The following is a 22,210-nucleotide window of genomic DNA, read 5'->3' on the forward strand; positions in this document are numbered from 1 at the left end:
GTGAAGTTGTTGTTTGTTATGTTTTTTTAGCCCCGATTGCAGCTAGCTACCGTGTAGCGCGGAAAGCGGGAAATAGCTCCTGATTACTCTAACCAAGATTGGAAATATTTGTCGTCAGCAATTTTCATGGCTTCTTCGGTGACCATCAGAGGTTTGAAAGTATCGACCATAACGGCTAATTCTTGCGTATCTTTTTTGCCAATACTTCTTTCTGCTGCTCCTGGGTGCGGACCGTGTGGAATTCCGGCAGGATGCAACGAAATGTGTCCGGCTTCGATATCGTTTCTACTCATAAAATCCCCATCGACGTAATACAATACTTCATCAGAATCGATGTTGCTGTGGTTGTATGGCGCTGGAATCGCATTCGGATGGTAATCGTATAAACGCGGTACAAATGAGCACACTACGAAAGCGTCTGTTTCAAAGGTTTGGTGCACCGGTGGCGGTTGATGCACTCTTCCTGTTATGGGTTCAAAGTCATGGATTGAAAAGGCATACGGGAAATTGTATCCGTCATATCCCACTACATCAAAAGGATGTGTAGCGTAAACCATATCAAATATTTCGTCTTTCTTTTTTACCTTGATTATAAATTCTCCTTTTTCGTCATGGGTTTCTAATTCATAAGGGCGACGAATATCGCGTTCACAGAAAGGCGAATGTTCTAAAAGTTGGCCAAACCAATTTCGATAGCGTTTTGGAGTATAAATTGGGCGGTGTGACTCTACGATAAACAATCGATTGTCTTCGGTGTCAAAATCGATTTTATAAATGATTCCACGAGGGATAATCAAGTAATCGCCGTATTTGAAATCGATGTTGCCCAACATGGTTCTCAATTTTCCCGAACCTTTATGGATGAAAATCATTTCATCAGAATCGGTGTTTTTATAGAAATAGTCGGTGGTTGACTTTTTAGGTGCTGCCAAAACAATATGGCAATCGGAATTGGTCAATACAATTTTTCGGCTTTCCAGAAAATCATCTTCAGGATTTACCTGAAATCCTCGTAGTCTGTAGGATTGGATGTTATTGCTTTTTGCAATTTTTGGAGCAACACTGTATTGGTTTCGTATTTCTTTAACCTGCGTTGGTCTGTGTTCGTGGTACGAGTTGGTCGACATTCCGTCGAAACCTACGGTACCGAACAATTGTTCGTAATACAAATCGCCGTTAGGTTTGCGAAAGATGGTATGTCTTTTGGGTGGAATATTTCCTAATTTGTGATATAATGGCATAGTCTTTAATTTAGCTTCGCTCAGTTCGGGTATTGCCCTCGAGTGAAAATTTGAAAATGTGACAATTTGAAAATTAATTCAAATCACTAATTATTCAGATACAAAGAATCAAACTCATTCAGGATTTCTCTTGATGAGGAATTTTAGGTGTGCTAATAAATTATCCCATTTTTTCATCTAACAAATATCGGGAAAATATAAATTCTAAAAATGATAATTATCAATTTTTTATAAAAAGGAAAAGGATTAAAAAGTTCGAAAACCGTTTAATCCTTTTCTGTTATACTTGAATAATTAAATTATTTTTTATTGTTTAAGGTGCTGTTTTTCTTGCTGTATACAAAATAGAACACCAATCCTAATGCCAACCAGCCAATAAGTCTTGCCCAATTGGTCCAGCCTAAACCATAGATCATGGCAAGACAAACAATTATTCCTAATATGGGTACAAAAGGCACAAAAGGGGTTTTGAATTGACGCGGCATATCAGGCTCTGTTTTGCGTAATACAATTACTGAAATACAAACCAAGATGAAGGCAAACAAGGTTCCGATACTGGTCATATCACCTACAATATCTCCCGGAACAAATGCGGCAAAAAGGCCAACAATTACCAAGATTGCTAAATTAGCTTTATAAGGCGTTTTGAATTTTGGGTGTACTTCGCTAAACGCTTTTGGTAACAAACCGTCTTTCCCCATGGAATAAAATACTCTGGATTGCCCCAATAACATCACCAAAATAACAGAAGAGAATCCAGCTAAAATAGCTACGGTTACAAATTGTGCTAACCATTCATATCCAGGCATTCCTGAAGTAATGGCGTTAGCAACAGAGGCTTCTTTTCCGCCAGTTCTGAAAAACTCAACAGACTCTAAGCCTGTTAAAACGTGCGCAAAAAGAATATATAAAACGGTACAAACAGCTAACGAACCCAAAATTCCAATCGGCATATTGCGTTTAGGATTAATGGTTTCTTGAGCAGCGGTACTTACAGCATCAAATCCGATGAAAGCAAAGAAAACGGTTCCTGCCGCACCCAATATTCCCATAATGCCACCAAAGTTATGGCCAACGCCGTGCTCATCTGTAAAAATGGAACTTGGCGGAATGTATGGTGTATGATTTTCTGGTCGGATAAAACTCCATCCAAAAATGATAATCATTACAACGATAGCTACTTTAGCTACAACGATAATTCCGTTTACAAAAGCAGATTCCTGTGTTCCTTTTATCAATAATAAACTAATAACAGCCACAATAAAGAAAGCAGGTAAATTTATCATACCACTAACACCATCAGCAGAGGTCTGAAAAGGGGAATGGCACCATTCATAAGGGATTGGATTTAAATGAAGCACATTGACCAGCAGATTATTGAGATATTCACTCCACGCAATTCCCACTGTTGCTGCTCCTACAGCATATTCTAAGATTAAATCCCAACCAATAATCCAGGCTAATAACTCGCCCATAGTGGCATAAGTATACGTATAAGCACTTCCAGATATTGGAATGGATGAAGATAATTCAGCGTAACACAAACCTGCTAATGCGCAACCAATAGCGGCTACAATAAATCCAATTGTAACAGATGGTCCAGCATTTTGAGCTGCTGCGGTTGCTGTTCTTACAAAAAGTCCGGCACCAATAATTGCTCCAATTCCTAAGGCGACAAGTGACCAAGCAGTCAATGTTCTTTTTAATCCTTTTTCAGATTCTGAGGCTTCTTCCAATAAGATCGCCATTGGTTTTCTTTTCCAAATAGACATAGGATGGTTTTTTAGTTAAATTAATAGCTTCAAATATAGTTTTTTATTTTAATAATGATAAATAGTACGGTTTAAAACGAGAAACCAACGGTGAAATAAGCATAGCCTTTTCGGAGTTCTGGCGACCAAGAATATTTGATTTCTACAGGACCAACAATCGACTCCAAGGCATATCCAATGGCGTATCCGTTAAAAGTGGGTTTGGAAAGCCAGTTTCCGTTTTCAAATAATTTGTTTTCAGCGTTGGCGTAGTTGGCCGCAAAATTGACATGATTTTTTTTGTAGAATTCGTAATCCAAAGTAAAGCACGATTTGATGTAACTATCGGCAGCAATGCTCAAGAAATCATAGCCGTAAAAATGTTTGAAGTTATTGATGGTATTAAAGCCATAACCTCCCAAAACAAAATCAAAAAAATGCACACTGTCTTCTCCAATGGTAAATCCGGCTTCGGACTGAATCTTTAAAGTGAGTTTTTTGCTGAACGATTTTACTACGGATACTTCTCCTTTGGCTATCGAAAAACGGCTAAATTGATTGGTGTAATCTGTAGAGTGTAGATAAGACTGAATATCACCCGAAATGAGCCATCCTTTTTTTGGGAATAATTTATTGTCAAAGGAATCATAATTCAGATATCCAAAAACACTCAGATAACTGCTTTTTTCGAAAGTGGGATTTATACCGACTAAGTTTTCTGATTTTATCTTTAAATATTTATGTTCAATTCCGGCACCAATTTGGAACTTCTGAATAAAAACGGTCTGAACATAGGCCTGATTGGTCAAATCTTCAAAGTCAATATTGATGCTGTTCAACCCAAGTAAGGCTAACAATTGGCCGTTCCTAAAATCGGTCGTTACATTTCTGTTGAAGGTGTTGAAGCGCGATTTAATGCCGAAACTCCAATAAAAACCATTATCGATGTAGTAATCCAAATTGTAACGAATATTGTCGCCAAGTCCTAAATCAAAAGACACAACGTCGTTTTTAAACAAGGATTTCTTTTGAGTGATGTTGGCCAAAACAGCACTTTTGTACAAGCCATCATAATGCAACCCGAATTTCAAAAAGGTAGTTGTTGGATTTTCAGTCAAGCTCAATCGCAACTCATCTCCGTTCGGATTACCTTCGATGGTATAGCTTATTCTGCTAAAGTTTTGTGTAGCATTGATGTTATTGATACCTGTTTTCAGGTCGTCATAACTTATTTTCGCCCCATTTTTAAAACGTAGTTTTCCCAACACATAGGCACGGGTATAATTGTCTAATTTGTTTAAGGTGATGCTTTTTATTTGCAAAGTATCTTTGCTGATTTTTAAGTTGTTTTGCTGATAGGTTACCGTTGAATCTGCCAACTTTTTAATTTGTTCATAAACGGCAAACGAAGCTTCTTCTCCCTTTTTTATAATCTCTTTTCCAGCATCAAAGGAAATGACGCCATACTCGGAAACATCAGGTTTGATATAAATATCGGTTTGTTTTTGCTTTTCTTTCATCACCTTAATCATATCCAAATTGGTAATCTGAACCAAAATACGGGTAGCATCTTTAAGCGATTTTCGGTCTTTTAAATCATCCTGAACATCCACACCAATGACGATATCAGCACCCATTTTTCGAATTTCCTCGATGGGATAATTATTTACAACACCACCATCAATCAATACTTTACCGTCAATTTCTACGGGTGAAAATAAAGATGGAAAAGCCGAACTGGCCAACATGGCTTGAGCCAAATAACCTTCATCCAGAATGACTTGTTCTCCTTTTTCAATATCTGTGGCAATGCATAAAAAAGGAATAGGAAGCTTGTTGAAATCACGAACGTGTCTTACTTTGTGGGTTAGTTTTGACAGTAGGTTGTAGTTGTACATTCCTTTTGAATAAGCAATCGGAATTCCAAATTTAAAATTATTGAAGGGCAGTGTTAAGGCATACATCTGGTCGTTGCGTTTTTCATAAAAACTCTTAGAAGAACGCGGAATATAATCCTGAAGCAACTCGTCAAAATTAGTATTGTAAAAAATAGAATCAATTTGAGTCGCACTGTAACCGCTAGCATACAAACCGCCAACCACCGCACCCATGCTGGTTCCCGTAATATAATCGATTTTTACTCCGGCTTGTTCCAATACTTTCAAAACCCCAATATGTGCAAATCCTTTGGCACCACCACCACTGAGTACTAATCCTACTTTTGGACCTTTGGGTTTTTCCTGAGCTGTTGCAGGAATTGAAAACATCAAAAAGGCAATTGGCAAGAGGCAATAGGCAAAAGGGAAGTATTTTTTAAAGACAGTGTTTTTTTTAGCAAATGGCTTTTGGCTTTTGGCTAATGGCTTTGGACAAATGGCGATTGGCTTTCTTAGCATTACTATTCTTTTTGGTAAAAGTCGGAAATTTTTTTTGCTTTTGATACTCCGACAACCTCTGAAATTTCTTTTTCGGTGGCTAATTTTAATCTTTTAACACTTTTGAAATGTTTTAATAACGTAAGCATTGTTTTTTCTCCAATACCTGGAATGAGTTCTATGGTCGAATTTAAGGCCGATTTGCTTCGTTTGTCCCTATGATGTGTAATGCCGAAGCGATGCGCCTCGTTCCGTAAATGCTGTATGATTTTGAGTGTTTCCGATTTTTTATCGAGATACAACGGCACAGAATCACCCGGATAAAACAATTCTTCCAATCGTTTGGCAATTCCGATAATGGCTATTTTGCCTCGTAAACCTAAATCATCAATGCTTTTCAATGCCGATGATAATTGTCCTTTTCCACCATCAATGATAATCAATTGAGGCAACGGTTGATGCTCCTCCAAAAGGCGTTTGTATCTTCTATAAACCACTTCTTCCATCGAGGCAAAATCGTTTGGTCCTTCGACGGTTTTGATATTGAAATGACGGTAGTCTTTTTTGCTCGGCTTTCCATCCTTAAATACGACACAAGCGGAAACGGGATTGGTTCCCTGAATATTCGAATTATCAAAGCATTCAATATGTCTTGGCTCTACAGAAAGGCGTAAGTCTTTTTGCATTTGCGCCATAATTCGGTTAGTGTGCCGTTCTGGATCTACAATCTGAATTTGTTTTAGCTGTTCTAATCGCTGGTATTTGGCGTTTCTTTGGGAAAGCTGCAGGATTTCCTTTTTGTCGCCCAATTGTGGTACGGTCACTTTTAGGGTATCTCCAAAATCTAATAAAAAAGGCAAAATAATTTCTTTGGAAGTCAAATGAAAACGTTCCCGAAGCTCCACTACAGCAAGTTCCAAAAGTTCTTCATCGGTTTCATCCAGTTTCTTTTTGAGTTCCAACGTAAACGAACGGATGATGGCTCCGTGTGCTATCTGTAAAAAGTTGACATACGCCATAGCTTCATCAGAAACAATCGAGAACACATCAATATTGGAAATTTTAGGATTCAAAATCGTAGAACGCGATTGGTAATGCTCCAAAACATCCATCTTTTCTTTGATTTTCTGAGCTTCTTCAAATTTCATTTCGAGGGCAAAATCGGTCATCATTTTTTTGAAATCGCGCAAACTTTCTTTAAAATTTCCTTTAAGTATTTGACGGATGGCCTCTACTTGTTTCTGATAATCTTCAGAAGTTTCCAGCCCTTCACACGGCCCTTTGCAATTCCCGATATGGTATTCCAGACACACTTTGAATTTATGCGATTGAATATTGCTTTGACTCAAATCATAATTACAAGTTCGCAGTGGGTACAATTCTTTTATCAAATCCATGATAGTATGCACGGTCTTGAAATTAGTATAGGGGCCAAAATATTCCGAGCCATCTTTAATCATTCTTCGGGTTGGAAAGATTCTGGGAAAAGGTTCTTTTTTGATGCAAATCCACGGATACGTCTTGTCATCCCGAAGCAACACATTGTAGCGAGGTTGCAGTTTTTTAATAAGATTGTTCTCGAGCAACAGCGCATCTTGTTCCGAAGAAACGACGATGTGTTTGATGGTTACAATTTTCCGAACCAGCACATTGGTTTTGGCATTGTCATGTTGCTTGTTGAAATAGGAAGAGACTCTTTTTTTTAAGTTTTTCGCCTTGCCTACGTACAGAATTTTATCTTCTTTATCGTAATACTGATACACTCCGGGATTGTCCGGTAGCGTTTGTATCTGAAGTTCGAGAGAAGGACTATTCATAAAACAAAGTTACTCTAAAACTCTGTAAATGCAAGATGATGCTTAACTAACATTTATCATGTTTTTTTGGTTTAACAAGGGTTAGTTTTGGCAAAAATTTCACGTATGAACTATTGGAAAAAGCTCTCACAAGAAGAACGAGGCAACCGAATTCAACAAGCATTGACGGAAAATGTAAATTTTTCAACAGATATTTCATTGGGTTATCCTGCTTCTCATTTGGATGGAAAAGTATTCAATGATGATGCGCCCTTTTTGAAAGATGCGCCAATTTTACAAACCTATGTGGCCAATCCGAACAACATTGGTTGTCATACTTTTGGTACTTCTGAAAAAGCGTTTAGCGGAACACATCAGATTGAACGGGAAGTATTGCAAGTTATTGCAGTAGATATTTTTAAGGCTGAGCCAAAGTCAATTGATGGATACATTTCACCAGGCGGAACAGAGGCTAACATTCAGGCTATTTGGATGTTTCGAAATTATTTCATAAATAATTTTGATGCTTTAGTTGATGAAATTGCTATCGTCGCTTCAGAAGACACTCATTATTCTATTCCCAAAGCAGCTAATTTACTGCAATTGGATTGGTTGAGGGTTGCAGTTGATTTTGATACTCGAGCTATCGATAAAAGGAAGCTGGAAGAGTCTGTTGTAAAAGCTCAGGCAAATGGGAAAAGGTATTTTATAGTTGTTTCTAATTTGGGCACAACAATGTTTGGTTCGGTAGACAATCCGGAGGATTATATTTCGGTTTTTGAAAAATACCATCTGCCTTATAAAATGCATATTGACGGAGCTTATGGCGGATTTGTATATCCGTTCAGCAATCAGCTTTCGACAATCAACTTTAGCAATCCTAAGATCAGTTCTATTACTATTGATGCGCACAAAATGCTACAGGCTCCTTATGGAACCGGAGTTTTTATTTGTCGAAAAGGGTATATTGAAAATGTATTGACCAAGGAAGCCGAGTATGTAGAAGGAATGGATTTAACACTCTGTGGAAGCCGCAGTGGCGCGAATGCTGTCGCTGTTTGGATGATTTTGTTTACGTATGGTCCGAATGGTTGGTTTGAAAAAGTAAGTGTTTTACAGATGCGGACACAGTTTTTGTGTAACGAGCTAGATGCTTTAAATATTCCATATTTTAGAGAGTCCTTTATGAATATAGTTACTATTAGAGCAGCCAATGTACCGCTCGCTGTTGCTGCAAAATATGATTTAGTACCACAGAAACACAGTTCGGATAATCAATGGTACAAAATTGTCTTGATGGATCACGTAGAAGTGGAACATTTGACTACTTTTATACAAGATTTGAAAGAGAAAGTCTATGCTTAAAAAAGACCTTAGAGCCAAATACAAAGCGCTCCGACAACAATTGTCATCAGACGAAATTGACAATCTTAGTTTGGCTATTGCTAATAGAATACTACAACTTAACATTTGGGACAAAACCTATTTTCATTTGTTTCTGACCATCGAAGAGCACAAGGAAGTAGCAACCGAATTCATTCTTCAGATACTTGCAGGAAAAGACAAAGAAATTGTAGTGTCTAAAAGCAATTTTGAAACCCTAGAAATGACGCATTATCTTATGACAGATAATACGAAATTTCAAAAAAATAAGCATCATATTTATGAACCAGTAGACGGAATTGAAGTACCTAATACTAAAATAGAGGTTGTTTTTGTACCGCTTTTGGCTTTTGATAAACAAGGTAACAGAGTAGGGTATGGCAAAGGATTTTACGATCTCTTTTTATCTAAATGTTCTGAAGATGTGATCAAGGTAGGACTATCGTTCTTTGAAGCTGAAGACTCTATAGAGGATGTTTTTGAAAACGATATTCGATTGGATTTTTGTAGTACGCCAACAACTAACTATGCGTTCCCAAAGAAGTCTTCTTAGCAAAAGCTTTTTTGTTGAATACAATCAGAATACCAACTCCGGTTGAAATGGCCATATCTGCCACGTTGAAAATAGCATTGAAGAATTTAAACGGCTCACCACCATATACAGGTAACCATTTTGGAAAAGTACCTTCGCAAATTGGGAAATACAGCATATCGACTACTTTTCCATGAAACCAGGTTCCATAAGGAGTATCCGTAAATATTGTCGCTACTTGGTTATAGCTGTGGTCAAAATATACGCCGTAAAAAACAGAATCAATAATGTTTCCGGCGGCACCAGCAAATATTAAGGCAATAGCAACCATTAAATAATTAGAACTGTGCTTTGTGCTGGCGTCATACAACCAATATCCAATACCAAAAATGGCTAAGATTCGGAAAATCGTCAAAATTAATTTACCATGCATTCCGGGAATCTTAGCTCCCCAAGCCATTCCTTCGTTTTCAATCAGCATAATCTTAAACCAACCAGTCACATCAACGGTTTCATTGTACATGAAATTAGTTTTAATGTATATCTTAGTAAATTGATCAATCAATAAAATGATGGCGATGATTAGAATAGAATTTCTTAAAGACATTTTCTGAATTTTGTTGGCGCAAAAATAACAATATTATGATACAAAAAACAGATTATTTTTTAAGTTATAAATCTCATTACATACTATTTAGGAAACTTGTTAAAAGAATTAGTAATTTTAACATCAAAAGCAACCAATTCTCTTTTTTTACATCCAAAGAAAACTAACCCATTAAAAAATTGATATGAAAAGAATTTATTTATGCACCGTTTTAGTTTTATCGCTTTTTGTTTTGTCTTGTGATTCCGATGATACTTCGCAAGAGCAGGCCAAATTTGCAGTACCAACGTATAAATCTTTGGCAGAAATTAGAGGGAATGTGGCTGTTAGTTCCGCCAGAGAAACCCATTCCGATGGTAAAATTTATGTGGCAGAACACTACCTTTTTTATATTGCTAAAGAGCGAGGCGTACATGTGTATGACAACTCCAATCCTTCAGCACCAGTTAATATTGCCTTCATCACTATTGAAGGAGTGCACGATATCGCGGTAAAAGGGAATTATCTGTATGCTGATAATTTTGTTGATTTATTGGTTTTCGATATTTCAAATATCCAAACAATCTCTTTAGTAAGAATCGTGCAAAACACTATTGGTTTTAGTCCGGTTTTTCCAGATGATGCCGAGTTTTATGATTACACGGTAACACAAACAGAAGGTCAAATACTTACCGGATTTACTGTTGAAACCAGAGACCGACCTGAAGGGCAGGAAGTGGTTTGGTCAGATAATGCGCTAGCATCATTTGAGAGCGCTGCCGGAAATGCTATCGGAACGGGAGGTTCTTATGCTCGTTTTCAAATAAGAAACAATGCATTATATACGATTGACTCTTATAAATTGAATGTCTTTAATATCACAAATCCTAACGACACTTTCTTTGATAAAGAAATTTATATGACACAATGGTTTGGTGGTGGTGAATTTGAAACCTTGTTTATTCAGAAAGATGTCTTGTTTGTGGGCTCTACAACCGGAATGTACACTGTAAATGCTAGCGATGAGTTCAACCCTTATTTTGTCTCCGGATTTTCGCATGCAACGGCTTGTGATCCTGTGGTGGTTTTTGGCAATACCGCTTATATTACTGTTCGAGGAGGTTCTAGCTGTGGCGCTATAGAAGACCAGATTAATGTTATTGATGTAACCGATATTTCCAATCCAACGTTACTATCAACGTATTTTGTTGGTCAACCCTATGGTTTGGGAATCAAGGATGACGTTTTGTATGTTGCCTGTGGCAGCAATGGATTAAAAGTATTCAATGCGGTAAATAGCGCCAACATTACTTTAGAAAACACTTACACAGGTCATGTAAAGGATATCATTCCGTTAGAGGATCATTTAATTGTTGTAGGTGATAATACGATTACCCAATACAGTTACGGGTCAAATTTCACCCTGACACAACTTAGTCAAATCGAATTATAAATAAAAAAAGCCTCTCGTTTAACGAGAGGCTTTTTTTATGTTTGATAGTTTATTATCGTTGCAAATTTTTAGCTTCGATACTCATCGTCGCGTGAGGAACGATTTTTAGTCTTTCTCTACCAATAAGTTTTCCAGTAACTTTACAAACGCCGTACGTTTTGTTTTCAACACGGAAAAGGGCGTTTTTCAAATCGCGGATAAATTTTTCCTGACGAATGGCCAATTGCGAGTTTGCCTCTTTAGACATTGTTTCGCTGCCTTCTTCAAACGCTTTAAACGTAGGTGATGTGTCATCAGTACCATTGTTTAAGTCATTCATGTAAGCACTTTTTATCAATTCTAAGTCGGCTTTTGCCTTCTCCATTTTTTGTAAAATAATTTCTTTGAACTCTGCTAAATCTGCATCTGAGTATCTCATTTTTTCTTCTACCATCTTTATCTATTTTGAGATTAATATTTTTGTTTTTATTGTGTCAAATTCTATTTCTATTCCGTTGTTCAACGTAGTAACAAAGTCTAATGTTTCTGTCAATGTTTCCGATTTGATATAAGCTTCATTCGCACTTACTGCTTTTTCTAAATCGTCATTGTGTTGTAACTGAACTTTAATCTTATCGGTTACTTCAAAACCACTATCTTTTCTGATGTTCTGAATTCGGTTTACCAATTCCCTTGCAATTCCTTCGTTTATCAATTCGTCTGTTAGCGTAATGTCTAGAGCAACAGTTATGCCATTTGCATTGGCCACCAACCAACCCGGAATATCCTGTGAAGAAATTTCAACGTCATCGGTTGTTAAAATTATGGTATTTCCTGAAATAACAAGCATCAGCTCACCCTTTCTTTCTAATTCAGATATTTGTTCCGGCGAAAAATTTTGTATCTCTTTGGCAATCAATCCCATGTCTTTTCCGAAACGCGGACCAAGCGCCTTAAAATTAGGCTTAATTTGTTTCACCAATACACCCGAAGCATCGTCTAAAAGTTCGATTTCTTTTACGTTAACTTCGGCTTTTATTAGGTCAGAAACGGCATTGATTTCCGCTTTGAAATTAGCGTCAAATGCAGGAATGATAACCTTTTGCAGCGGTTGACGTACCTTAATCATTTCCTTTTTTCGAAGCGATAAAACTAAGGACGAAACCGTCTGTGCTTTCATCATTTTGCTCTCCAATGATTTATCAACAAAGTTTTCAACCGAAATCGGGAATTGTGCCAAGTGAACACTGGTAAACCCCTCAGAATTAGTAGTGTTCACTAAATCGCGGTAAAGCTTGTCCATAAAGAACGGAGCGATTGGTGCTGAGAGCTTGGCTACATTTAGTAAACAAGTATACAACGTTTGGTAAGCTGCAATTTTATCTTTTTCGTATTCGCCTTTCCAAAATCTTCTTCGGCATAAGCGAACGTACCAGTTGCTAAGGTTTTCCTGAACGAAATCAGATATCGCGCGAGCCGCTTTTGTGGGTTCGTAATCGGCGTAAGCTTCATCCACTACTTTTATTAAGGTATGCAATTCGGATAAAATCCAACGGTCAATTTCGGGTCTTTCGTTTAACGGAATTTCCGCTTCCGCGTATTGAAATCCGTCAATATTAGCATATAACGCAAAAAACGAATAGGTATTGTAAAGTGTTCCGAAGAATTTACGACGTACTTCGGCAACGCCTTCGATATCAAACTTTAAGTTGTCCCAAGGATTGGCATTGGCAATCATGTACCAACGTGTTGCATCCGGACCGTATTCTGCCAAAGTAGTAAAAGGGTCAACAGCATTACCTAAACGTTTGGACATTTTTTGTCCATTCTTATCTAAAACCAAACCGTTAGAGACTACATTTTTATAGGCAATTTTATCAAAAACCAAAGTTCCGATAGCATGTAGTGTGTAGAACCAACCTCGAGTCTGATCGACACCTTCGGCAATAAAGTCGGCTGGGAAATCTTTATTTTGGTCGATTTTATCTTTATTTTCAAATGGGTAATGCCACTGTGCATAAGGCATTGCACCACTATCGAACCAAACATCAATCAAATCAGTTTCCCGTGTCATTGGTTTTCCAGATGGAGAAACTAAAGTAATAGCATCTACAACATTTTTGTGCAAATCCACCAAATCATAGTTGGTTTCGTTCATGTTTCCAATTTCGAAGCCTTGAAACGGATTTGAAGTTGTTACTCCGGCTTGTATTGCTTTTACGATTTCAATGTACAGTTCTTCTACCGAACCTATGCATATTTCTTCCTGTTTGTCTTCTGTTCTCCAGATGGGCAATGGAATTCCCCAATAACGAGAACGCGATAAATTCCAGTCGTTGGCATTTTTAAGCCAGTTTCCGAAACGGCCTTCACCGGTTGCTTTGGGTTTCCAGTTGATGGTGTCATTAAGGTCAAACATTCGGTCTTTGACGTCAGTTACCTTGATAAACCAAGAATCTAATGGATAATATAATAAGGGCTCATCGGTTCTCCAACTGTGCGGGTAACTGTGAACGTATTTTTCTACTTTGAAGGCTTTGTTTTCTTCTTTTAATTGAATGGCAATTTCAACATCGGCAGAACGCTCTGGTGCTGTTCCTGCATCATAGTATTCGTTCTTCACATACTTTCCGGACAAATCGCCTAGACCTTGAATAAATTTACCTTGTAAATCGACCAAAGGGACAGGCGTTCCAAAAGCATCTAAAACCAACATGGGTGGAACTTCCGGTTTCGCTTCTTTGGCTACTTTAGCATCATCGGCACCAAAAGTCGGCGCCGTATGTACAATTCCGGTTCCATCTTCCGTAGTCACAAAATCTCCCGAAATCACTCTAAAAGCATTTTCCGGATTTTGATAAGGCAATGCCAATGGCATCAATTGTTCGTAACGGATTCCGACTAAGTCTTTTCCTTTAAACTCGGCTAAAACTTTGAATGGAATTGTTTTGTCTCCGCCTTTATAATGGTTAAAATCTTCCTCACTTTCACTAGCAGCAAACCCTTTCCCGAATTGTTTTCCGACTAAGTTTTTCGCCAAAACCACATTAACCGCTTCGAAAGTATATTGATTGAAGGTCTTCACCAAAACATAGTCAATCTTTGGTCCAACAGTCAATGCGGTGTTACTTGGCAATGTCCATGGCGTTGTGGTCCAAGCTAAAATGTGAACTGTTCCGAAGCCTTGTAAAAAGCTTGGTAAGGTTTCGGGTTTTGTTTTGAATTGTGCTACAACCGTGGTATCCGTCACATCTCGGTAACTTCCGGGTTGGTTGACTTCGTGGGAAGATAATCCTGTTCCGGCTTTGGGAGAATAGGGCTGAATGGTGTAGCCTTTGTATAGTAAATCCTTGTTATAAATCTGTTTTAATAACCACCAAACCGACTCCATGTATTTGGATTTGTAAGTTACATACGGATCTTCCATATCGACCCAATACCCCATTTTTTCGGTCAAATCATTCCAGACGTCTGTGTAACGCATCACAGTTCGTTTACACGCTTCGTTGTATTCTTCAATAGATATGGTTTTCCCGATATCTTCTTTGGTGATGCCTAATTCTTTTTCGGTGCCTAATTCAACAGGCAAACCATGAGTGTCCCAACCTGCTTTGCGCTTAACTTGAAAACCTTTTTGGGTTTTGTAACGACAAAAAATATCTTTAATCGCACGAGCCATGACGTGATGAATTCCAGGCAAACCATTCGCTGATGGTGGTCCTTCAAAAAACACATACGGTGTGGCGCCTTCACGAGACGAAACGCTTTGTTCAAAGACATTATTTTTTTTCCAGAAATCAAGAACTTCTGATGCCACCGTTGGCAGGTCAAGTCCTTTGTATTCAGTAAACTTAGTACTCATTTTTGTCGGTTTCTTAAATCAGTTTGCGAAAGTAAGGAATTTTGAGAAAAGAGAATAGAAAATAGACAAAAGAGAATAGACTTTTGCTTAAAATTAAAAAACAAGAATACTTTTTTGAATAATTAAGCAAAAACCTCTTTTAAAACGTCGAGAGATTTTGGTTTTTTGAAGCCATCGAGATGAATAGTGTAATAGTGTAATAAGATTTTGAGCAATATTTGGCGTTCTGTGCCTGCGAATACTTTTTGGTCGGAGTCGAATTTTAAGTCGATTAGTTTTTTGAATAGAAAAGTTTCATGTTCTGAAAGACACTCTGTGCCCTGATACTGAGAAAAAGTACCTTCTTTACAGTCAAAATAATGAAATTCTATTTCCGAAGTGTCTGGGTAGAATCCGAGGAATTTTGTCATTTCGAGCATCAGTATTAAATGAAAATTAGCCATGTCATTGTGTGCATCAAGCCAAAGCAATGCCGATTCGAGAAAGTCAAATAAGGTTTCATTTTTTTCTTCTTCGTGGATGCTGTGATGGATGACTTCTGAAAGGAACATTACAATCGTACTTTTGACGATATCGATCGAAATGGTCTGATAGGCGTGGGCTAACTTGATTTCTTTGAAATGTTCGAGCGTACCTTTGTTTTTATGATTAGCTTCAATTTCAAGCAGTGACAAAGGTTGGAAATAGGCTATTTTTTGGTTGGATTTTTTAGCCGCAAAAGCATTAGGCACAAAGTATGTTTTCAAACCATCGGAATGCGTAAGACATTTAACTATCAAGCTTTTTTCCTGATATTTTAAAGACGAAATTACAATGGCTTTGGTTTTGACCAACATTTGAATTGTGAATTGTGAATTGTGAATTGTGAATTATGAATTAGGAATTATAAAATTTTCATTTACGATTCACCATTTACGATTCACAATTATCTTATAATCATTACTTTTTTAACAGCAGTTTCGGTGGCGTCTTCTGCGGCAATGAAAATCATGTAAACACCGGAAGCCACTTTGTGTTTTCCAAAAGCAGTGGTGTCCCATTCTATAGTTCCACCTTCAGAAGTGGTTTCATGCACAAGATTTCCTTCTATGTCGGTGATTTTGATATTGGCTTTAGAAACTAAACCGGCTACTTTTACGGTACCATCAAAGTTAGGGCGCACCGGATTTGGATACACATAGACATTGTCCAAACTATCGGCGGGTCTTGTGGAGACACCTTGGAAAGACACTAAACCTTTGTTAGTAGCAAAGAAAACTTCTCCTGTAGCAGCATTAATTTCTATGTCGGTAACCGTATCGCTTGGCAATGGAGAATTATCTTTAGTAAAATGATAAATGGTTTCTTGACCGTTTGCAGAAAAGAAAAACACACCAGAATCAGCGGTTGAAATCCATTTTTGGTTAGAACCATTTACAGCAATATCGGTTATCGATTGTTCTTGTAGTAATTCTTTTGCGACACCATCTTCAATAAATATAATTGCATTGGCTTTCATTTGATCATCGCTATTATAACTTCCTGTACTCGATAAGACTCTTAAGCCACGCGATGTGCCAATCCAAACTTGACTGCGGTTGTCAATTGCAAGAGCGCGGACATCAGTCGAAGGGAGATTTCCAAGGTCTACACCTTCTGATAACTTTTTGAATACATTAGTATTCTCGTTGAAAGCAATTACACCATTTTTAAAAGAGGCTATCCATTTTGTACCGCTACGGTCAATGGCTATTCTACAGAAATCATTGCTGGCAAAGTTGTCTAAAATGCCTTCCATATTATAAGACTGCCATTGTCCGTCGGACTTCAGTACGTTTAAAGCTTTTTTCACACGACTGTCGGTCATCCATAAATTCCCTGATCTGTCAAATGTTGTGCTGTTCACCCAAATTTCACTACCGACACTTATTTCCAAAGAACTATTAGTATTGTCAAATAGTGTTGTAGGAATGTCATTTTCGACTTTTAATAATCCGTTGTGATAAGAGCCAATGTAAACTAGATTTTCATCATTAGGGTCTACGGCAATTCTAACTAAAGCTTTGGCATCGAGAACATCGCTATAAGGAATATTAAGCCAACCGTCGGTTTCATTATATTTACTAATACCATACTGACCTAGGCCAAAACCAATGAATGTGTATGGATTATAGTCATTACTATATCCCCCATATACAGCCCATAGATTGGAAGAGGTGTAGTTTATGGAAAACATATTATTTCGTTGTGGACCTACGGGCATGATGAATTCGAAAGTAGAAGGAGCAGTGAGCGTGGAGTTGAGGATGCCATTTTCATTGGTTCCGATATAGATTCCGCCATTGATTACGGTGGCACAAGTAAATGTTACTGGGATAGTAGTTACTTGTGAGTTGAGAATTACAGCAGATTGATTCAGCGATTGGTTGAAAATCAAAACTTTATTGGCCGAGGTTACAATCAGATTATTAGCGGAAACTCTGATGTCGAGACAATTTTGGCCCAAGTTAGCCACTTGTGAAAAGAAAGTCCCATTGTGTCTATAGATATTGGTATCGAGATTGGCACAAATCAGTTGATTGTTAAACGTTACTATTCCGTTCCAATTACCAGCATCAAAAACTTGCCATTGCGCAAAGTCAATTAAATTAGGGTTGTTTACAGCAGCTTTTCGAATGCCAAAAAATTGGGTAACAGCGTAGATTTCGTTATTGAAGACTGTGGTTTGAAATACTTTTATTTCTTGACCTCCAGGACCAATAAAATAAGTGTCGCCAAACTCTAAAGTGTTTAGTCGATATTGCACAATTCCAAAGTCGCATGAAACATAAAGTATACCATTATATTCCATAAAATGATTCACTTTTTTGATATTGGCTGGAATATTTTTATTAATAATGTCTACAACATTAAGCATGGTGCCATCAGCATCATTTATTACTATCATCAAGCCATTTTCATATCCAACAACTGTTTTGTTGAAGGTTTCACTGTGATATAATGCGGATATTGTTTGACCTGATAAGCCATCTATTGTATTGATGGTTTTAAGTTCATTACTGGCCAAGTTTTTAGTAAACAAGGCATTTTCAGCAGCAGCATAGAGTCGAGTACTTGATTCAGAAACATCTTTAATAGTGTTGTAGGAGTAATACCCTTTCCAGTTTAGATTTTGTTGGCTAAAACCTATTTGGAAAAGGAGTACTATAAACCATGAAAGGTGCTTTGTCATCTGAAAGGGAATTAGTTTACAAATATAGTATAAACGCAAAAACAATCCATTTGTTATATTGTAAACAAAAAATGCTGTCAGTACTGACAGCATTTTGAGGGTTTTTATTCCGCTGTCGCTCCATACAGTTCGGCAGCGGCATCGGGTGGTTGGTTTAATTTTTATTATACGATTCCTTGAGCTAACATAGCATCGGCAACTTTAACGAAACCAGCAATGTTGGCGCCTTTTACGTAATCTGTATAACCATTGGCGTCAGTGCCATATTTTACACAAGCTTCGTGAATGTTAGCCATAATGTTTTTCAATCTTTGGTCAACTTCTTCAGAAGTCCAACTCAAGCGTAAAGAATTTTGAGACATCTCAAGACCTGAAGTTGCTACACCACCGGCATTAGAAGCTTTTCCTGGTGCGAAAAGGATTTTAGCCTTTAAGAACTCAGTAACGGCTTCAGGAGTGGAAGGCATATTCGCACCTTCGGCAACACAAATACATCCGTTAGCAATTAATGTTTTAGCTTCGTCACCGTTTAATTCGTTTTGGGTTGCACATGGTAAAGCGACATCACATTTCACTTCCCAAGGACGTTTTCCAGCTACGAATTTAGCAGATGGGTATTTTTTTATGTAATCAGAAATCCTGCTGTAGTTTACGTTTTTGATTTCCATTACGTGCGCTAGTTTCTCCGCGTCAATTCCATCAGCATCATGAATGTATCCTGAAGAATCAGATAAAGTCACTACTTTTCCTCCTAATTGAGTTGCTTTTTCACAAGCGTATTGTGCTACATTTCCGGAACCAGAAATTACCACTGTTTTACCTTCAAAACTTTGTCCTTTGGTTGCCAACATACTTTGTGCAAAGTATACATCGCCATAACCTGTAGCTTCCGGACGAATTAATGATCCACCAAAGGTGATTCCTTTTCCGGTTAATACTCCGGTAAACTCGTTTCTTATTCTTTTGTATTGTCCGAACATATAACCTACTTCTCTTCCTCCAACACCAATGTCACCAGCAGGAACGTCAGTGTCAGCACCGATGTGTTTTGCTAATTCGGTCATAAATGCTTGACAGAACTTCATGATTTCGATGTCTGATTTTCCTTTAGGATCAAAATCGGCTCCACCTTTTCCACCACCCATTGGCAATGTAGTTAAGCTGTTTTTGAACGTTTGTTCGAAAGCTAGGAATTTCAAAATGCTTAAATTTACAGAAGGATGGAAACGAATTCCTCCTTTGTAAGGTCCAATAGCAGAGTTCATCTGAATTCTGTAACCACGATTTACCTGAGTAGCACCTGCATCGTCAATCCAAGTAACTCGGAACATGATGACTCTTTCCGGTTCTACCATTCTTTCCAAAAGCATTTTGTTTTGGTATTTTTTATTTTGTTCGATAAACGGAATTACTGTTTCAGCAACTTCCATAACAGCTTGCATAAATTCTGGTTCATGACCATTTCTTTGTGCAACCACATCCATAAATGCGTTAATACTTTGTGACATAAAATTATCTATTTACTATTTTTAAGAAATCGATTTCGTAAAATCGGACAAATATACATTTTATTCAAAAATAGAGGAAGATATTTTCTTTAATTCTCAAGAACTTTAAAGATTTAAAATATTGGGCATACCAATTGGAATTACTTATGGTTTTACTCTTGTTTTATTTAGTATTTGTGCTATGATAACAATAGTTTTATCAAATAAAAACAAAATATGATTTGCTTTAACGAGAATTACCCAGGCTTAAAAGTTTAAATTTTTCTAAATTACTTGTTGATGAACTGTTAAACTTAAAATGAAAGCAATATTAATAAAGCAATGAAAGCTTATTTATGGGATTATTATTGAAACCAAATATTAATTTTTTCGTATATGAAGCAACTATTTTTTATTTTATTTTATAACTGATTGATGTTTTTATATATTTGTCGAGATTTGAACTAATTAGTATGCAAATGCCCAAGAAATTTATTCTATCCCTGATATTGTTATTTGCGTTGTCAAATAGCACTAATGCTCAATTTGGTTTTTCTCATGAAATTGGAGCAATCCTTGGTCCTGTTGCTTTTCAGTCGGATTATGGACAGCGTCACGATTTCTCAACGAATGTTGGTAATACTGGTTACGGAATTGGAATTATTCATTACTTGAATTTTTCATACCGAGCTGAGTGTAACTGTTATACTCCGGAAACGTATTTCAACGACCACTTCAAATTAAGAAGTGAGTTGTCTTACAACAAAACAGAGTTACAGCATTTTGGCAAATGGGTTGATCCAGACAGAACCTCACAAATTGCTAATCAATTAAGAGCGATGAGAGGAAGCACAGCGGTTACCAATGTAGGTATGCAGCTTGAGTTTTTCCCGCTTAGTATTAGAGAGTTTACAGCAACTAAAGGGTCTTTAGCGCCATTTATCAGTTTAGGTGGACAGTTTAGTTTTTTCGATCCAGAGGCATATTCTTTACTGGGAGATGGAAGTTTAGATAATCCAACTACAACACCTATTAAATATTTAGGAGCAACTACAAATAGCGGTGGTACAGTATGGTCCATTGTATCAAGTTTGGGGTGTAGATATAGACTTAATGATGTAGGCGATTTAATGGTAGACATGAGATTGCAATATTATTTCTCAAATTGGGTCGACGGGTTAAATCCTGATGAGACTATTTACAAAGAGAACAAAGCAAACGATTGGAATGTTTGGTTTAACTTCGGGTATATCTACTATCTAAACTAGAAGTTAGTTTAGTTTTATTCATTTTCTTTTTCAACAGCATCTTTATAATCCGGATACAAAAATTTATTGTACGGAAATCTTGTGATGTGGATGCTTCTTACCAATTCGTATACTTTTTCCCTAAATTCTTCAAAGTTTTCTTTATTTGTTGCTGAAATAAATAAGGCATTTTTAGCTCCAACATTACTCATCCACGTTGCTTTCCATTCATTCAGAGTATAATGCTTCGTGGTTCTCTCGGTTATCAAATCATCCTCTTCAATCACTTCATTTTTATAGGCATCAATTTTATTGAAAACCATTATGGTTGGTTTGTCTTGACTTTTAATATCTTGTAGAATTTGATTTACTGACGCAATGTGCTCTTCAAAATCAGGATGAGAAATATCCACCACATGCAACAATAAATCGGCTTCACGAACTTCATCTAGGGTGCTTTTAAAAGATTCGATTAGCTGCGTTGGCAGTTTTCGGATGAACCCAACGGTGTCCGATAATAAGAAAGGCAAATTCTTGATAACTACTTTGCGGACTGTTGTGTCAAGCGTTGCAAATAATTTATTTTCAACAAAAACCTCACTTTTACTGATGACATTCATCAGAGTGGACTTGCCAACGTTGGTATATCCTACCAAAGCAACCCTCACCATTGCACCACGATTCCCGCGTTGTACCGACATCTGTTTGTCTATAGTTTTTATTTTTTCTTTTAGTAATGCAATACGATCTCGAACAATCCTTCTATCAGTTTCTATTTCGGTTTCCCCAGGTCCACGAAGACCAATACCTCCCTTTTGACGCTCTAAGTGAGTCCACATTCCGGAAAGTCTTGGTAACAAATACTGACATTGAGCTAATTCAACTTGAGTTCGAGCATATGAGGTTTCTGCTCTTTGCGCAAAAATATCAAGAATCAGATTCGTTCTATCCAACACTTTGCAATCGAGTATTTTTGAGATGTTTTTTTGCTGGGAAGGGGATAACTCGTCATCAAAAATTACTGTTGAAATGTTCTTCTCTTTGATGAATATGCTGATTTCATCCATCTTACCCGTTCCTAAAAAGGTTTTTGGATTTGGACGTTCCAATTTCTGTGAAAAGCGCTTAATGACTTCACCGCCAGCAGTAAAGGTTAAAAATTCTAGCTCATCGAGATATTCCGCTAGTTTTTCTTCATTTTGTTGTTGTGTAACTATTCCAACAATAACAGTGCGCTCAAAATTTATAACTTCTTTTTCTAACATTTTTGTTTTTATTCAGGTACAAAAATACTCATTTGAAAATTA

15 protein-coding genes are annotated in these 22,210 nt (G+C 37.2%); 4 read left to right on the forward strand and 11 right to left on the reverse strand.

Annotated elements, in window-relative coordinates; all coding sequences use genetic code 11:
* Nucleotides 1–83 precede the first annotated feature (83 nt).
* From ACULEU_RS00450 to uvrC, 4 genes are all read right to left on the reverse strand, one after another.
* Nucleotides 84–1,241, reverse strand: coding sequence for a homogentisate 1,2-dioxygenase (locus ACULEU_RS00450; protein WP_445453497.1), 1,158 nt, complete (start codon nucleotides 1,239–1,241; stop codon nucleotides 84–86).
* A 299-nt stretch (nucleotides 1,242–1,540) separates the two neighbouring features.
* Nucleotides 1,541–3,013 carry an amino acid permease gene (locus ACULEU_RS00455; protein ID WP_445453498.1) on the reverse strand — a complete coding sequence of 491 codons (1,473 nt, stop codon included), beginning with the start codon at nucleotides 3,011–3,013 and terminating at the stop codon, nucleotides 1,541–1,543.
* A gap of 71 nt (nucleotides 3,014–3,084) precedes the next feature.
* Nucleotides 3,085–5,259: a patatin-like phospholipase family protein gene (locus tag ACULEU_RS00460; RefSeq protein WP_445454867.1), complete on the reverse strand. Its 2,175-nt coding sequence runs from the start codon at nucleotides 5,257–5,259 to the stop codon at nucleotides 3,085–3,087.
* A 131-nt stretch (nucleotides 5,260–5,390) separates the two neighbouring features.
* Nucleotides 5,391–7,184 (reverse strand): excinuclease ABC subunit UvrC, encoded by a 1,794-nt coding sequence (gene uvrC / locus ACULEU_RS00465; protein WP_445453499.1) that lies wholly within the window; start codon nucleotides 7,182–7,184, stop codon nucleotides 5,391–5,393.
* Nucleotides 7,185–7,289: 105 nt separating this feature from the next.
* Here uvrC and ACULEU_RS00470 point away from each other — a divergent pair, with 105 nt between their 5' ends.
* The gene (locus tag ACULEU_RS00470) at nucleotides 7,290–8,528 is read left to right on the forward strand and encodes a pyridoxal-dependent decarboxylase (protein WP_445453500.1); all 1,239 of its coding nucleotides are present in this window, start codon (nucleotides 7,290–7,292) and stop codon (nucleotides 8,526–8,528) included.
* Nucleotides 8,521–9,099: a 5-formyltetrahydrofolate cyclo-ligase gene (locus ACULEU_RS00475; protein ID WP_445453501.1), complete on the forward strand. Its 579-nt coding sequence runs from the start codon at nucleotides 8,521–8,523 to the stop codon at nucleotides 9,097–9,099. The genes ACULEU_RS00470 and ACULEU_RS00475 overlap by 8 nt, the downstream gene beginning before the upstream one ends.
* Here ACULEU_RS00475 and ACULEU_RS00480 read toward each other — a convergent pair.
* Complete coding sequence (locus ACULEU_RS00480; protein ID WP_445453502.1) at nucleotides 9,068–9,685, reverse strand: lipoprotein signal peptidase; 618 nt, start codon at nucleotides 9,683–9,685, stop codon at nucleotides 9,068–9,070. The genes ACULEU_RS00475 and ACULEU_RS00480 overlap by 32 nt on opposite strands.
* A 184-nt stretch (nucleotides 9,686–9,869) precedes the next feature.
* On the opposite strand from ACULEU_RS00480, the gene ACULEU_RS00485 reads away from it, so the two are divergent.
* Complete coding sequence (locus ACULEU_RS00485) at nucleotides 9,870–11,117, forward strand: LVIVD repeat-containing protein (RefSeq protein WP_445453503.1); 1,248 nt, start codon at nucleotides 9,870–9,872, stop codon at nucleotides 11,115–11,117.
* A 52-nt stretch (nucleotides 11,118–11,169) separates the two neighbouring features.
* On the opposite strand, the gene ACULEU_RS00490 is transcribed toward ACULEU_RS00485, so the two are convergent.
* From ACULEU_RS00490 to gdhA, 5 genes are all read right to left on the reverse strand, one after another.
* Entirely contained in the window at nucleotides 11,170–11,550 is a 381-nt protein-coding gene (locus tag ACULEU_RS00490; RefSeq protein WP_445453504.1) for a TraR/DksA family transcriptional regulator, read from the reverse strand.
* A 6-nt stretch (nucleotides 11,551–11,556) separates the two neighbouring features.
* The gene (gene ileS, locus ACULEU_RS00495; protein ID WP_445453505.1) at nucleotides 11,557–14,958 is read right to left on the reverse strand and encodes an isoleucine--tRNA ligase; all 3,402 of its coding nucleotides are present in this window, start codon (nucleotides 14,956–14,958) and stop codon (nucleotides 11,557–11,559) included.
* Between the two features lie 122 nt (nucleotides 14,959–15,080).
* The gene (gene recO, locus ACULEU_RS00500) at nucleotides 15,081–15,794 is read right to left on the reverse strand and encodes a DNA repair protein RecO (protein ID WP_445453506.1); all 714 of its coding nucleotides are present in this window, start codon (nucleotides 15,792–15,794) and stop codon (nucleotides 15,081–15,083) included.
* An 89-nt stretch (nucleotides 15,795–15,883) separates the two neighbouring features.
* Nucleotides 15,884–18,169, reverse strand: a complete 2,286-nt coding sequence (porZ, locus tag ACULEU_RS00505) for a type IX secretion system anionic LPS delivery protein PorZ (RefSeq protein WP_445453507.1) — start codon at nucleotides 18,167–18,169, stop codon at nucleotides 15,884–15,886.
* Nucleotides 18,170–18,333: 164 nt separating this feature from the next.
* Nucleotides 18,334–19,677 (reverse strand): NADP-specific glutamate dehydrogenase, encoded by a 1,344-nt coding sequence (gdhA, locus tag ACULEU_RS00510; RefSeq protein WP_445453508.1) that lies wholly within the window; start codon nucleotides 19,675–19,677, stop codon nucleotides 18,334–18,336.
* A 458-nt stretch (nucleotides 19,678–20,135) separates the two neighbouring features.
* On the opposite strand from gdhA, the gene ACULEU_RS00515 reads away from it, so the two are divergent.
* Nucleotides 20,136–20,924: a THC0290_0291 family protein gene (locus tag ACULEU_RS00515; RefSeq protein ID WP_445453509.1), complete on the forward strand. Its 789-nt coding sequence runs from the start codon at nucleotides 20,136–20,138 to the stop codon at nucleotides 20,922–20,924.
* Between the two features lie 14 nt (nucleotides 20,925–20,938).
* On the opposite strand, the gene hflX is transcribed toward ACULEU_RS00515, so the two are convergent.
* Nucleotides 20,939–22,168, reverse strand: coding sequence for a GTPase HflX (gene hflX, locus ACULEU_RS00520; protein WP_445453510.1), 1,230 nt, complete (start codon nucleotides 22,166–22,168; stop codon nucleotides 20,939–20,941).
* Between the last annotated feature and the right edge of the window lie 42 nt (nucleotides 22,169–22,210).

The organism is Flavobacterium sp. 25HG05S-40, assembly GCF_052654735.1.